The organism is Stenotrophomonas sp., assembly GCF_031995405.1.
GTDB lineage: Bacteria > Pseudomonadota > Gammaproteobacteria > Xanthomonadales > Xanthomonadaceae > Stenotrophomonas.
Genome location: NZ_DAMAGC010000105.1, coordinates 1 through 14951 on the forward strand (window position 1 = coordinate 1; position 14951 = coordinate 14951).

The 14951-nt window shown below is 68.3% G+C and carries 11 protein-coding genes; 4 read left to right on the forward strand and 7 right to left on the reverse strand.

Annotation, left to right across the window (positions count from 1 at the left end; all coding sequences use genetic code 11):
- Positions 1-388: 388 nt before the first annotated feature.
- The gene (locus RTO53_RS15610; protein WP_312238660.1) at positions 389-2002 is read right to left on the reverse strand and encodes an alpha glucosidase; all 1614 of its coding nucleotides are present in this window, start codon (positions 2000-2002) and stop codon (positions 389-391) included.
- A gap of 202 nt (positions 2003-2204) precedes the next feature.
- Here RTO53_RS15610 and RTO53_RS15615 point away from each other — a divergent pair, with 202 nt between their 5' ends.
- Positions 2205-3203, forward strand: coding sequence for a polyprenyl synthetase family protein (locus RTO53_RS15615; RefSeq protein ID WP_256777530.1), 999 nt, complete (start codon positions 2205-2207; stop codon positions 3201-3203).
- Between the two features lie 147 nt (positions 3204-3350).
- On the opposite strand, the gene RTO53_RS15620 is transcribed toward RTO53_RS15615, so the two are convergent.
- Positions 3351-4151, reverse strand: a complete 801-nt coding sequence (locus RTO53_RS15620; protein WP_312238661.1) for a dienelactone hydrolase family protein — start codon at positions 4149-4151, stop codon at positions 3351-3353.
- A 262-nt stretch (positions 4152-4413) separates the two neighbouring features.
- Between RTO53_RS15620 and RTO53_RS15625 the strand changes: the two genes are divergently transcribed.
- Positions 4414-5016 (forward strand): SMI1/KNR4 family protein, encoded by a 603-nt coding sequence (locus RTO53_RS15625; RefSeq protein WP_312238662.1) that lies wholly within the window; start codon positions 4414-4416, stop codon positions 5014-5016.
- 261 nt (positions 5017-5277) lie between these two features.
- On the opposite strand, the gene murD is transcribed toward RTO53_RS15625, so the two are convergent.
- From murD to RTO53_RS15640, 3 genes are read right to left on the reverse strand one after another with little or no spacing between them, the layout of a single operon-like run.
- Complete coding sequence (gene murD, locus RTO53_RS15630) at positions 5278-6687, reverse strand: UDP-N-acetylmuramoyl-L-alanine--D-glutamate ligase (protein ID WP_312238663.1); 1410 nt, start codon at positions 6685-6687, stop codon at positions 5278-5280.
- Entirely contained in the window at positions 6668-8020 is a 1353-nt protein-coding gene (gene murL / locus RTO53_RS15635) for a UDP-N-acetyl-alpha-D-muramoyl-L-alanyl-L-glutamate epimerase (protein ID WP_312238664.1), read from the reverse strand. The genes murD and murL overlap by 20 nt, the downstream gene beginning before the upstream one ends.
- Positions 8021-8053: 33 nt before the next feature.
- Positions 8054-10657, reverse strand: a complete 2604-nt coding sequence (locus tag RTO53_RS15640) for a bifunctional aspartate kinase/diaminopimelate decarboxylase (protein ID WP_312238665.1) — start codon at positions 10655-10657, stop codon at positions 8054-8056.
- Between the two features lie 179 nt (positions 10658-10836).
- On the opposite strand from RTO53_RS15640, the gene RTO53_RS15645 reads away from it, so the two are divergent.
- Positions 10837-11712, forward strand: coding sequence for a PhzF family phenazine biosynthesis protein (locus RTO53_RS15645; protein ID WP_312238666.1), 876 nt, complete (start codon positions 10837-10839; stop codon positions 11710-11712).
- A gap of 32 nt (positions 11713-11744) precedes the next feature.
- Here the strand turns inward: RTO53_RS15645 and RTO53_RS15650 are convergent, their stop codons facing one another.
- A complete protein-coding gene (locus RTO53_RS15650) occupies positions 11745-13421 on the reverse strand; it encodes an amidohydrolase (protein WP_312238667.1) in 1677 nt (558 codons plus the stop codon).
- Positions 13422-13496: 75 nt separating this feature from the next.
- Complete coding sequence (locus RTO53_RS15655) at positions 13497-13931, reverse strand: OsmC family protein (RefSeq protein ID WP_312238668.1); 435 nt, start codon at positions 13929-13931, stop codon at positions 13497-13499.
- Positions 13932-14307: 376 nt separating this feature from the next.
- Between RTO53_RS15655 and RTO53_RS15660 the strand changes: the two genes are divergently transcribed.
- Positions 14308-14706, forward strand: a complete 399-nt coding sequence (locus RTO53_RS15660) for an HU family DNA-binding protein (RefSeq protein ID WP_038689886.1) — start codon at positions 14308-14310, stop codon at positions 14704-14706.
- Positions 14707-14951: the final 245 nt, after the last annotated feature.

Below are 14951 nucleotides of genomic sequence, written 5' to 3' on the forward strand. Positions count from 1 at the left end.
TCCTCCTTTATTTCGCCTCCAAGGGCATGGGGGCCCAGCGCCCGACCCACCGACCATCGCCCAAAAAACCTGGCTTCTACCTGCCCACCGCAAGCCGAGGCCCGTAGCGGGCGGTAGGCCCCTGGGCAAAATAAAGGAGGAGGCCGCCCCGCGGCCGGGGGACATTTGCACCAGGGGCCTACCGGCTGCTACGGGGCCCTTACGCTCGCGACCGACCAAAGCGGAGACACCACCAGACCCGCACAGCGCCGAGACTCCCCGAAGCCACATGCATATCGCCGTCCACCGTCCACCAAAGCCATTGCAGCAAGACAATCCTTTCCCTGGGACAGGAACAAAAAAAGGGCGAGGCCCAAAGCCCCGCCCTCTCAATACCACCGGAAAAAGTTCAGCCGCGACGCGCGCAGTACATCGACTGCGCCGGCAACACCAACGCGTCGGCTTCCACAGTGCCCACGTCCGGACCCGGCACGTGCAGCGCCTGCCACGTACCCGCCGGCAACCCCACCCGGACCACATCGGCCGACAGATTGAAGGCCAGCAGCAGCGTCTCGCCCGCGTGCCGCCGCTCGAACATCAGCACCGGCTCGGCCGTGTCCAGGAACACGATGTCGCCCACCAGCAGCGTCGGCATCGTCCGCCGCCAGCCCAGGAACGCACGGAAGGCACCCAGCACCGAATGCGGATCATGTTCCTGCACCGCCACTGCCGCCGCACGGTGTTCGGCCGGAATCGGCAGCCACGGCTCGCCACTGGTGAAACCGGCCAATGGCGCATCGGTCCACGGCATCGGCGTGCGGCAGCCATCGCGGCCCTTGAAGTTCGGCCAGAACGTGATCCCGTACGGGTCCTGCAGCGCCTCGTATGGCACATCCGCCTCACCCAGGCCCAACTCCTCGCCCTGGTACAGACAGATCGACCCGCGCAGCGAACACAACAGCGCTACCAGCAACCGCGCCAACCGGGGCTGCGCCGGATGCCCACCCCAGCGGGTCACCGCGCGCTCCACGTCATGGTTGGAGATCGCCCAGCACGGCCACCCTTCGGTCATCGTCGCTTCCAGCCGCGACACCGTGTCGCGGATGTAGCCGGCGCTGAAATCCTTCACCAGCAGCTCGAAGCTGTACCCCATGTGCAGCCGGCCCGGCGCGGTGTACTCGGCGGTAGTGGCCAGCGAATCCTCGGCCGATATCTCGCCCAGGCTCACCGTCCCCGGGTACTCGTCCAGCAGCCCACGCAGCCGCTCGATGAAGCCGATGTTCTCCGGCTGGGTATTGTTGTAGTAGTGATACTGGTAGGCGTACGGATTGTCCGCGCTGAACCCGCGACCCACCCTCTTGTCCGCGGGTTTGGCCGGGTTGTCGCGCAGTTGTGCATCATGGAAGCAGAAGTTGATCGAATCCAGCCGGAACCCGTCCACGCCCCGATCCAGCCAGAAGCGCACGTAATCCAGCGTCGCCTGCTGCACCGCCGGATTGTGGAAATCCAGGTCCGGCTGGTCGGCCAGGAAGTTGTGCAGAAAATACTGCTCGCGCCGCGGTTCCCACTGCCAGGCCACGCCGCCGAAGATCGACATCCAGTTGTTGGGCGGCGTGCCGTCCTCGCGCGGGTCGGCCCACACGTACCAGTCCGCCTTGGGGTTGGTGCGGTCCTGGCGGCTCTCGCGGAACCAGTCATGGTCGATCGAGGTGTGGCTGAACACCTGGTCGATCATCACCTTCAGGCCCAGCGCATGCGCCTTGGCCAGCAACCGGTCGAAATCGGCCAGCGTGCCAAACAGCGGATCCACATCGCGGTGGTCGGCGATGTCATAGCCGAAATCGGCCATGGGCGATTTGAAGAAGGGCGAGATCCAGATCGCGTCAACGCCCAGCGCAGCCACGTAATCCAGGCGTTCGATGATGCCGGGCAGGTCGCCTACCCCGTCGCCGTTGGCGTCGAGGAAACTGCGCGGGTAGATCTGATAGATGACGGCGCCACGCCACCATGGAGTCTGCGACATTGAGGGCCCCCCTCCGGGCTTCCACGGCACCCGCATCGGGGCGCCAGAACGTAGCGACAAGCTTATCCGCGCGCTTCCGGCGATGGCGCCACCTGCATACGTATTCACGCCCCCCGGGCGGCCCGGACCGCCCGGATCGCCTTCGCGGGCGGAAAACGACCGCACCGCCTATAATTCGGGTCAAGCCTGAAAGTCAGACCGCATGACCATCACCGAAGACACCCGCTCCGCGCTGGGCCTGCCCCAGATCCAGACGCTCGCCGCGCCCGACATGGCCGCCGTCGATGCGCTGATTCGCCACCGACTGTCCTCGGATGTCGTGCTGATCAACCAGATCGCCGACCACATCATCTCCGCCGGCGGCAAGCGCCTGCGGCCGATGCTGGTCATGCTGGCCGGCCACGCGGTCGGCCAGGCCGGCCCCGAGCACCACCAGCTGGCGGCGATCATCGAGTTCATCCACACCTCGACCCTGCTGCATGACGACGTGGTGGACGAATCCAGCCTCCGGCGTGGCCGCAGCACCGCCAACGCGTTGTGGGGCAACGCCCCCAGCGTGCTGGTCGGCGACTTCCTGTACTCGCGCAGCTTCCAGCTGATGGTCGAGCTGGACCGCATGCCGGTCATGCGCATCCTGGCCGACACCACCAACCGCATCGCCGAAGGCGAAGTGCTGCAGCTGCTGCACGTCCACAACCCGGACACCGACGAGGCCGCCTACCTGCGCGTGATCGAGCGCAAGACCGCCGTGCTGTTCGCCGCCGGCACCCGCCTGGGCGCGCTCGCCAGCGGCGTGGACGAAGCCACCCAGCAGGCGCTGTACGACTACGGCATGGCGCTGGGCTATGCCTTCCAGATCGCCGACGACGTGCTGGACTACTCGGCCAACGCCGAGGAACTGGGCAAGAACCTGGGCGATGACCTGGCCGAAGGCAAGGCCACGCTGCCACTGATCCACGCGATGGCGCACACCGATGCCACCACCCGCCAGCGCCTGCGCGAGATCGTGCAGAACGGCGATGCCGAGGCGATGCCCGAAGTGCTGGCGGCCATCCACGCCACCGGCGGCCTGGAATACAGCCGCGCGCGCGCGGTCGAATACGCCGATGCCGCCGAGCGCGCGCTGGACGGCCTGGCCGACAACGACGCCGTCGCCGCCCTGCGCGGCCTGGCCCGTTACGCGGTGCAACGCTCGCACTGATCGACTGCGCCGGCACGCCATGGATACGGGTAGAGCCGAGCCATGCTCGGCTGCCCTTCCGGAGTCATGGCTGCCCTCCGCCCCCCGCACCACGACCACCGATACATGCACCGCGCCCTGCGCGGTGCAGCCGACCAACGGTCGGCGCTACCGGCGTTTTGTCTCGAACCGCTCCTCGAAGAATTCATCCAGCGCCTTCCACGCGCGCTTGGCGGCCCGTTCGTTGTACTGGCAGCCCGGTGGGCTGTTGGCGTCCGATTCGGCGAAGCAGTGCACCGCGCCGCTGTAGTTGGTGAACTCCCAGTCGACCTTGGCCGCGTTCATTTCCTGCTCGAAGCTGGCGATGTCGTCCTTGCTGACGCTCTTGTCGTCAGCGCCGTTGAGCACCAGCACCGAGGGATGCGTGCCACCGGCCTTGGCCGGCAGCGGCGAGCCGAGGCCGCCATGCAGGCTGACCACGCCCGCCAGCGGTGCCCCCGCCCGGGCCATTTCCAGCACGGTGGTGCCGCCGAAACAGAACCCGACCGCGCCGATCCGGGAGGCATCCAGCGGCGCCTTGCCGGCCTGCGCCTTCAGCACCTCGATCGCCTTCAGCGCCCGCGCGCGCAGCACCGGCCGATCGTTGCGCAGCTTGGTCGCCACCGGCCCGGCTTCGGCATCGGTCTTCGGGCGCACGCCCTTGCCGTACACGTCGGCCACGAGCACCACATAGTCATCGCCGGCCAACTGTTTGGCCTTGGCGATGGCCGAGTCATTCACGCCTTTCCAGTTCGGCACCATCACCAGTCCCGGGCGCGTGTCGTTGTCGCTGTCGTCGTAGACCAGCACGCCGCTGAAGGTGGTGCCGTCCTGCGTCCATTCCACCGGCTTGGCCTGCATCGCCGCCAACGCGGGCAATGCCGTCATGCCCAACAGCACCGCCGCACCCCACCGCCATTGCTTGTTCATGCGTCTGCTCCCGACAGAAAGAACCCCGAGTGTATGCCGGCCGCCTGACGACCCCGTGTAGAGCCGACCGTTGGTCGGCTGCTGCCCTTCCCATGTAGAGCCGACCGTTGGTCGGCTGCCCTTCGCGCAGTGACCCTTTCCCCGCACCGGGCACAAAAATCGATCCGCGCCTCGAAACGGATCGCAGAAGCCGCCCCCAGCGGCTCGACGTGCGCGCCCCCGATCTGGCAGGCTGGCCGCCCCCTCGCAAGAAACGCCACGCATGAACCTTGCCGATCGCTTCCTCACCGGCCTCGTACCGCGCCTGCGGGAAGACGATGCGGCGATGTGGGGCTGGACCGAAGGCGCCAGCAGCACCGACCTGCAGCGCCTGCGCGAGCGCTGGCCGCAGGTACCCGAGAGCCTGCTCGCGCTGCTCAGCCGGGTCGATGGCACCCATTTCCGCGCCTACCCGAAGGGCGACGTGGGGCTGCTGATGCTGGGCTCGGACGTCGAGGAGGGGCGGTACCCCTACTACCTGCGCTCGGTCGAACAGATCTTCGACGACAGCGCGCAATGGCAAGGCTGGGGTGAGAGCATCCGTACGATCTACGAAGAATGGCTCGAAGAGGACGAAGAGATCCTGGGCGACGGCATCGATGCCGACCTGCCGATGGGCCAGCGGCTGTGCTTCTCGCACTGCATGAACAACGGCGGCACCTCGGTGCTGTACCTGGATTTCGATCCAGCCCCCGGCGGCACGGTCGGCCAGGTGGTGCGCTACCTGCACGATCCGGACAGCTACCGGGTCATCGCCACTAGCTTCGATGCGTACCTGCAGCAGCTCATCGACGGCAACTACGCCTTCATCGACGAAGAGACCTGACAATCCCATCGCCGTCGACGGTCGAGGCAGCGCGTCCTCACGTAGAGCCACGCCATGCGTGGCTGCTCTCGGCACACACCGCGCAGCCACGCATGGCGTGGCTCTACCCGCAAGGGCAGCCGACCAACGGTCGGCTCTACGAAATCCCGATCCCCGGGATGGCGGTGATGGCCTCGGGCCACGCATGGCGTGGCTCTACGAGACTGCGCAGCCACGCATGGCGTGGCTCTACCCGCAAGGGCAGCCGACCAACGGTCGGCTCTACGAAATCCCGATCCCCGGGATGGCGGTGATGGCCTCGGGATCGAACCCGGCCAACGCGGCGAAATGTCGGCCACGCGCGACGTAATCGCGGTACACGCCATAACTAGGCGCCCCCGGCGACAGCAGCACCACGCCACCCTGTGGGCCCAGCGCGGCACGCGCCAGCTGCATCGCCTCGGCGAGGTCGGCGGCGGCATGCAGGCCAAAGCGGCCGGTATCGGCCAGCGGCTGCAGCAGCGCGTGGATGCGCGGGCCATTGGCGCCCATCGTGACGATCTCCAGCGGGGGTACGTCGTGTGCCATGTGCGCCACGAAATCGTGCCAGTCCAGGCCGCGGTCGTGGCCGCCCACCAGCAGCGCGATGCGCCGCCCGGCAAAACACTCCAGCGCCGCCAGGCTGGCATGCGGGGTGGTGCTGATCGAATCGTTGACGAAGGTGATGCCATCGCACGTGCCGATGGTCTGCAGGCGGTTGGGCAACGGACGGAAGTCCTGCACTGCCGGTGCCAGCGCCACTGCATCCAGGCCCAGCGCCTCAAGCGCGGCCAGCACCGCGCACAGGTTGCCGCGGTTGTGGCGGCCGGGCAGCGGCGTATGCGCGGTGTCGAACACCGCCTGCTCACCTCGATGCACGACATCGCCGCGCATGTGCCAGCCCTGCGGCTGGTTGAACCAGACGATCGCGCTGCGCGGTAGCGACAACGCCGACAGATGCGGATCGGCGGCATTGAGCACGGCGATGCGCGGCGCGCCGTCGGTCACCAGGCGCAGTTTGTCCTCGATGTAGCGCGCTTCGCTGCCATGCCAGTCAAGGTGTTCCGGGAACAGGTTCAGCACGATCGCCACCTGCGGGTGCGCACCGCTGCGCCCCACTTCGCCGGTCTGGTAGCTGGACAGCTCCACCGCCCAGTAATCCGGCGCGGGCTGCGGTTCCAGCACCTCCAGCAAGGGCAGGCCGATGTTGCCGACCAGCGCCGTGCGCGCTCCCGACGCCCGCAGCAGGTGCGCCAGCAACGCGGTGGTGGTGCTCTTGCCCTTGGTGCCGGTCACGCACACGGTGTCGCGCACGGTGTCCTGCGCATCGGCGTGCTCGGCAAACCACAGCGCGGTGCCGCCGATGAACTGCGTGCCGTGTGCGACGGCATGCAGTGCCGCCTCACCGTACGGGCTGATGCCCGGCGACTTGATCACCACCTCGAACGCCGCCAGCGCCTCACCGCTCACGTCCGAGCGCACGTGCAGTGCATCGCCAGCCACAGCGCGCGCGTCAGCCGCTTCAGCCTCCGGGCAGAACAGGGTCAGCGGCAGCGAAGGCAGCCGCTGCTGCAGCACGCGCCATGCGGCGCGCCCTTCCCGTCCCCAGCCCCACAAGGCAACCCGCTTGCCCTCAAGCTGCGAAATTCGCACGCAGGCGCTCCCAGATCGACGCCGGGATCCGGTGCTCGCCTTCCAGCACCAGCAACGGCTCGATGTGCAGCTCGGCGGCATCCAGCTGCGGCTGGATCTGCGCGACGAAACGCTTCACCAGCGCATCTTCGGCCCACTCCGGGCGCGCGGCCAGGGTGGCCATGGCCGCACGCGATTCGCGGCCTTCACCCACGCATTCGAACGGCTTGTGGTCCTGGAATTCCAGCAGCGCATCGAAGCCGCCGGCCTGCTCGGGATCATCCAGCAGGTTGCGGCCGAAAATGGCCACCAGGCGCGGCTTGGGCATGAACGGAGCCAGCGCCAGGAACACGAAATGGCACTTGGGGCAGACCCCGCACCAGCGGTTCACCGGGCGCTCGCCGAGAATGTGGAAGTTGCGGTTGCAGCTGGAGAAGTGCGCGTCGTAGTAGTCGCTCTTGGCGAACTGGCGCGCCACCGCCAACTCCGACAGCGGGCGCAGCAACGAGTAGTAATGCAGGTCGGCGGCGACGTGCTTTTCCAGGTGCTCGCCGAAGGCCTGCTCGAATGCCCAGCCCTTGGACCACTGGTGGTTCACTTCGCCCGTGCCGGGAATCTGGCTGCCGTAGCTGGCCGAGCGCTCGTTGGAGAACACCACCTGGTCCACGCCCTGCAGCAGCGCCGCCAGCACCATGATCGCCGAGTTCACCGCGGTGACCGGGATGTGTCCGTTCCAGGCGCCCTGGCGGTTCAACTCGAACAGTTCCGGGGCCAGCGCGCGGCCGATGTTCAGCGTCGGCAGCCCGGTGCGCTCGGCGCACGCGCGGATCAGCTGTGAACCGCCGATCCACGTCACCGTCTCGGCGATGCCCAATCCGCGCAACGCTTCGATGCTGACCAGCGAGTCCTTGCCGCCGCCGATGGCAACCAGCGCGTGCGCGCGCAGGCCCACGGCCGGGGCAGCGAAGGCCTCGCCGTCGGCCGGCAGGCGGAAGCGCCCGCGCAGGTTCAACCCGTTGCGGTAGGCGAACTCGCCCAGGCCGTTGAGGTAGATGTCCTCCACCAGCGCCGCGGTGGCCGCATCGATGGCGTAACCGTCGATGCGCACCTGTTCGGGCACCCCGGCCTTGTAGTAGCTCACGCCCGCGATGAGGTGCAGCAGGCGCAGCGCGCGCTGCACGGCCTCGGCGCGGGCGCCATCCAGCACGAAGGGCGCGCCGGGAATGGTCACCGTCTCGATCAGCTCGGGGCCGTCGTCGAAGGCGTAGACCAGGTGCGCCACGCCGGTATCCGCAGCGAAATCGCAGCGGACGAAGCGGAAAACGGCAACCTGGTGTTTATCGAAAGCAGTCATGGTGTATCCGGTTGAGAAGGCGGCAGGCAGCAGTCAAGGCACGTCATCGATGACGTCCTCGCGCGGCAGCTCGCGCTGGTTGTAGGTGTTGGCCATGACGTAGCCGTACGCGCCGGCGTCGGCGATCAGCATCACATCGTCCGGCGCGGTGGACACCGGCAGCTTGCGACGCTTGCCGAACACATCGCTGGACTCGCAGATCGGACCGACCACGTCGAACACCGCCTCGGCATACCCGCCCAACCGGCTCAGGTTCTCGATGTCGTGCCAGGCGTCGTACAGGGCCGGGCGCATCAGCGTGTTCATGCCCGCATCCAAGCCCACGCGGCGCACGCCATCCTTCTCGATCACCTGGGTGGCCGTGGCCAGCAGCACGCCCGATTCGGCCACCAGATAGCGGCCTGGCTCGATCGCCAGGCGGAACGCCGGGTGCACGGCCTTGACCTCGGCCAGGCCGGTCGCCCAGGCGTCCAGGTCGAACGGCTCATCATCGGCGCTGTAGGGAATGGGCAGGCCGCCACCGATGTCGATGGTCTCCACGCTGCCGATGCGGCGCGCGAAACCGGCCAGCTCATCGCACATCAGGCGCCAGTGCTGCGCCGTTTCCACCCCGCTGCCCAGGTGCGCGTGCAGGCCCACCACGCGGGTGCCCAGCTCGCCGGCCAGGCGCACGAACTCGTCCACCCGCGCGATCGGCAGGCCGAACTTGGAGTCCTTGCCGCCGGTGCGCACCTTGGCGTGGTGGCCTTCGCCACGGCCCAGGTCCACGCGCAACCACAGTTCGCGGTTGCGGAACAGCTCCGGCCAGCGCTGCAGCGCTTCGACGTTGTCCACGGTGACGGTCACGCCCAGCGCGAAGGCCGCTTCGTACTCGGCACGCGGCGCGAAACTGGGGGTGAACAGCACGCGGCGCGGCGACAGCGTCGGCAGCGTGTTGAACACATGCTTGAGCTCGCCGTGCGACACGCACTCCAGGCCGAAGCCTTCCTGCTCCAGCACTTCCAGGATCGCCGGATGCGAGTTGGCCTTGATCGCGTAGTAACGCTGGTCGATGGCCTTGATCGCGGTCAGCGCGCGTGCGCGCGCCCGCACCGTGGGCAGGTTGTACACATAGCGCGGCGTACCGGCCTGCGCCAGGTTCAGCAGGTGCTCGCGCTGGCCCCGCCACCAGGCGGTGTCGCGCGGACGCACGGTGCCGGCGATCTCGCGCCAGCGCGGGCCGAACACCTCGGCTTCTTCGACCGGCATCGCACCGCTGTCGATCAGCTCGGCGTGCAGGATCGGCAGCAGGCCGTCGGCGTCGGCTTCATCGATGACGAAGGTCAGGTTCAGGTCGTTGGACGACTGGGAAATCATGTGCACGCGTTCGCGGCCGAACGTGGCCCAAACATCCGACAGCTTGTGCAGCAGCGAACGCATGCCGCGCCCGACCAACGTGATCGCCGCGCACGGCACGATGATCTTGACCTTGCAGATCTGCGACAGGTCGGCCGACAACGCGGCCAGCACGTCGGTGCTGACCAGGTTCTCGGACGGGTCCAGCGACACGGTCACGTTGGTTTCGGCCGACCCGATCAGGTCCACCGACAGGCCGTGCTTCTTGAACAGCCCGAACACGTCGGCCAAAAACCCGACCTGCTGCCACATGCCGATGCCTTCCATCGACACCAGCACGATGCCGTTGCGGCGGCTGATCGCCTTCACCCCCGGCACCAGCGCGGCACTGCCGTCGATGCTGGTGCCCGGCAGTTCCGGGCGCTCGGTATCCAGGATCGCCATCGGCACGCCGGCATCGCGGCACGGCTTGATCGAGCGCGGGTGCAGCACCTTGGCGCCGGTGGTGGCGATTTCCTGCGCTTCGTAATAGTCCAGCCGGGTCAGCAGGCGCGCGTCGGGTACATCGCGCGGATTGGCGCTGAACATGCCCGGCACGTCGGTCCAGATTTCCACGCGGCTGGCCCCCAGCAGCGCGCCGAAGTACGCCGCCGAGGTATCCGAGCCGCCGCGGCCGAGAATGGCGGTACCGCCATCGGCATGCCGCGAAATGAAGCCCTGGGTGATCAGCATGCGGGTGGGCTGGGCGCGGAAGCGTGCGGCCCACGCCGCGTCGGCCCGCCACTGGCAGTTCACCGACAGGCGCTGCGACCAGTCGCTCTGGTTGGGCTGCGGCGGCAGGGCATCGAGCCATTCACGCGCATCCATCCAGCCAAAATCCAGGCCACTGGCGCGCAGATAGGCCGCGCCCACCGTGGAGGACAGCAGTTCGCCCTGGCCCAGCACATCGGCCTGCCAGTCCAGCGGGCGGCTGGCCGCACGCGGGTCGTCGAGCAGCCCGCTCAGGCCGGCAAGGCGCGCGTCCAGCGCGCCGGCATCCAGCCCCAGCTCCACCAGGAAATCGCGGTGGCGCGCCACCAGCGCCTCCACGCGGGCGCGACTGTCGGCCGCACCATCGGCGATGGCGGTCAGCTCGTTGGTCACCCCGGACAGCGCCGACACCACCACCAGCACGCGCGCACTGGTCTCTTCCGCGCGTTTTTTCGCCAGCTTCCCGATCGTGTCCCAGCGGTGACGACGCGACACGGAAGTGCCGCCGAACTTCAGTACGATCCAGCGATCGACAAGGGGGGAAGCTGACATGGACGTGAGGAGGGTTTCGTAGTGGGAGGGGGATTCGCCCGGCACACCGGCCGAACTCCCGATTCTATGCCAAGCCCGGCCCCGACAGGGCCGTTAGGGGCACCAGCCCAGCCAGTTGGGTGCCGCCGCAGCGACCGGGATTGGTAAGCTGCCCGACCGTTTTGCTGATCCTTGCCGCCATGAGCTCTCGCCGTTTCCTGCAGTTGGACGTGTTCTCCCCCCATCCCGGCGCCGGCAACCCGCTGGCCGTGGTCCTCGACGCCGAGGGCCTGGACGAGGCCACGATGCAGGCGATCGCCCGCTGGACCCGCCTGCCGGAAACCACCTTCGTGTTCGCCCCCGACGTGGCCGGGGCCAGCTACCGCATCCGTATGTTCAGCCCGCAGAAGGAAGTGCCGTTCGCCGGCCATCCCAGCGTCGGCACGGCGCACGCGGTGCTCGAGGCCGGGCTGGCCGCACCGGTGGACGGCCTGCTGGTGCAGGACGGCATTGCCGGAGCGCTGCCGCTGCGCGTGGACGGTGACGGCGCCGCCCGCACCATCGCCATCCGCACTCCGCGCGCCAGCGTGGCCGAGGTGACCGAGGCCACCGATCCGCGCCTGCAGGCCGCGCTGCAGGGTTGGGCGCTGGGCGCGCTGCCGCCGGCACGGATGGCCGGCGGGCGCAGCTGGTGGGTGGTGGAACTGCGCGATGAGGCCACCCTGCGCGCCCTGCGCCCGGACTGGGACGCGATCGCCGCGATCGCCGAAAGCACCGACAGCATGGGCGTGTTCGCCTATGCGCGCAGCCAGGGCCAGGCCTGGGACCTGGCCGTGCGCGCGTTCGTCGGCAACGGCCGACGTTTCGAAGATGCCGCCTCCGGCGCGGCCAACGCGGTGCTGGCCGCATGGCTGGACAGCCGCGACGCCCTGCCCGGCGGCGCGCGCGACTACGTGGTCAGCCAGGGCCGCGAGGTCGGCCACGATGCGCGGCTCAGCCTGCACATCGATGCAGCCGGCGATGTGTGGTCCGGCGGCCAGGTGCAGACGGTCATCCGCGGCACGCTGGACTGGTGATCGGCGCGCGCCACCCGCCCCGACGCGGCGCCTCAGCGCGCCGCATCCTCATACACCGGCCGCCCATCCACCCAGGTTGAACGCACCTGCAGGTCGGCCAGGTGCGCCGGCGGCACTGACAGCGGATCGCGGTCCAGCACCACGAAATCGGCACGCAGCCCCGGCTGCAGGCGCCCCACCTGACGCTCGTCGTGGCCGGCCCAGGCCGCATCGGCGGTGAAGCCACGCAGCGCCTCGGCCGCACTCAGGCGCTGGTCCGGCTGCCAACCACCGGGCGGTTGACCGGCGCGATCCTGGCGGGTCACCGCGGCATACAGCCCCAGCCGGGGATCGACCTGTTCCACCGGGAAATCCGAGCCGAGTGCGATATGCGCCCCGGCGGCGAGCATCCGCCGCCACGCGTACGCGCCGAGGATGCGCTCGGGGCCGACCCGGTCCTGCGCCCAGCCCATGTCCGACGTCGCGTGGGTGGGCTGCATCGATGCGATCACGCCCAGTTCGGCAAAGCGCGGAATGTCCTGCAACGCCACCACCTGCGCATGCTCGATCCGCCAGCGGTGATCGCGGTCGCTGCGCGACCCCAGCACGCGCGCATAGGTATCCAGCGCGATACGGTTGCCGCGGTCGCCGATCGCATGGGTGGCCACCTGCATGCCGCAGCCATCGGCCTTGCGCACGGCGGTCTCGAAGTCTTCCGGCGAGGTCACCAGCAGGCCGCGGTTGTGCGGATCATCGCTGTAGTCGGCCAGCAGCGCGGCACCGCGGCTCCCCAGCGCACCGTCCATGAACAGCTTCAAGCCCTGCATTTCCAAGCGCCCACCAGGATGCCGGTACGCCCCGTGCGTGCACAGATCGTCCAGTGCGGCGTTGTTGCCATCGGCATAGGCGTCGATGCGCAATGGCAGTTGGCCGGCATCGGCGAAACGGCGCATCAGTGCCAGGTCCTCGCGTGATACGCCCATGTCATGCACCCCGGTCAGGCCCTGGCTGACCGCCTTGCGCAGCGCGCGGGTGAGCATCTGTTCGCGGGCGGCCTGGGTGGGGGCCGGGATTGCCGCACGCACCAGCTCCATCGCCCCGTCGATGAACACCCCGCTGGGCTGATTGCGCGCATCACGGACGATGCGCCCGCCCGCCGGTTGCCAGCGTCCGGCCAGGGCACGCTGCCCGGGCTGCTGCGCCAGCGCGCGCAGGGCGGCGCTGTTGGCCCAGCCGGCATGTCCGTCGATGCGCCCGAGCCAGACCTGACGCGCCGGGAATGCCGCATCGAGGTCGGCAACGGTCGGAAAATCCGTCTGCGCCCACTGGTTCTGGTCCCAGCCGTTGCCGAGCAGCCAGCCGTCCGGGTTGTCGGCGGCGAAGCGCTGCAGCCGCGCGACGACATCGGCCTTGCTGGTCGCGCCGGTCAGATCGGCCTGCATCAGCGTGCTGTCGAGGAACATCAGGTGCGCGTGCGCATCGATCAGGCCCGGCACCACGGTCGCATCGCCCAGGTCGGTCAGCGCCGCCAGCGGGTAAAGCTCCAGCAGCGCCTTGCGCTCGCCCACCGCCAGCACGCGGCCACTGGCATCGTCCCAGGCCAGCGCGGTAGCGGTTGGTGCACCAGGCTCACCGGTGTGGATGGCCGCGGCGGTCAGCAGCCGGACATCGGCCTGCGCCGGGGCTGCACACAGACAGGACAACAGGACAGCCAGACCACGAACGCGCATGCGATGCTCCCCGCAACGAAACAGGGGCGACTATGCCGCCCCTGTCGGGTTCACTCAATGCGCACTGCGGCACGCTCAGCTGGCCAGCTCGGCTTCCAGGCTGATCGGCACCGCGCTCAAGGCCTTGGACACCGGGCAGTTCTGCTTGGCGTCGTCGGCAATCGCACGGAACTGCGCCGCATCGATCTTCGGCACCACTGCCTTCACTTTCAGAGTGATCTGGGACAGCTGCGGGCCGCCCTCCATGGACAGGTCGACCTTGGCTTCGGTATCCAGCGAGGTGGGCACGAAACCGGCCTCGGTGAGCTTGGCCGACAGCGCCATGGTGAAGCAGCCGGCATGGGCAGCGGCGATCAGTTCTTCGGGGTTGGTGCCCTTCTCATCGCCGAAGCGGCTGCTGAAGGCATAGCGGGTTTTGTCCATCAGGCCGCTCTGGGGCGTGCTCAGTTGTCCCTTGCCTGTCTTGAGGTCACCTTCCCAATGCGCGGTGGCATGACGCGAAATACCCATCTGTTTGTCTCCTGCGGATGAATGGCAGGGCCAGCATGGACGATGCGGCGTTAGCACCGCGTCGGGCCTGTGTGCCCGCCGTGACCAGGCGTGCCCCGAGCCTGCCCTGCCGCGCCCACCCGACGAAAAATAACCGCTGTTTTCAAGGGGTTTGCGCGGCATCCGGTGCAACGCCCCGGCACCGCGCCGACGCCTCCCGGGTGGCCACGCCCCCTGTTTTCCGGGCATGTACTGATGCACTGCGGTAACCAACAGGCGGGAAATCGCGAATTTTTATGCGATTGCCTATTGGCGGCGCCGCATTGTTGCCCTACATTTCGCTTGCCGACCGGGTTCGGCGCGACCAAACAACCAACCGTTCACGGAACAGGAAACCATGGCAAAGACCGCTAAGAAGGCTGCCCCGAAGAAGGCAGTAAAGAAAGTCGCTACCAAGGCAGCCGCCAAGCCGGCCGCTCCCAAGCCGATCAAGGACGTACTGAGCAAGTCTGGTCTGGTTGCACACATCGTTGAAACGTCCGGCGTTGTCGCCAAGGACGTGCGCGCCGTACTCGCCTCGCTGGAAGGCGCCGTCGCCGCTTCGGTGCACAAGAAGGGCGCAGGCAGCTTCACCCTGCCGGGCCTGCTGAAGATCACCACCGTCAGCGTTGCGGCCAAGCCGAAGCGCAAGGGCATCAATCCGTTCACCAAGGAAGAGCAGTGGTTCGCCGCCAAGCCGGCCTCCACCAAGCTGAAGGTGCGTCCGCTCAAGAAGCTCAAGGACGCTGCGCTGTAATCCGGCGCGTTTCCTGCAGCACCGGACGGGACGGCCTTGGCCGTCCCGTTCTTTTTTGGTTCTTCTCCCGTCCGAGGGAGCGTCTTGCTGCAAGGGCCGCCGCAGAGTGGGCACGCCGCTGCGCGTATGGACGGTCAGTGCCGGCGGCGTGTGGATCAGGGCTGTGGCTTCGGTTGGCTTTGTCGCGCGCGTTAGGGCCCCGTAGCGGCCGGTAGGCCCCTGGTGCAAATGTCCCCCGGCCGCGT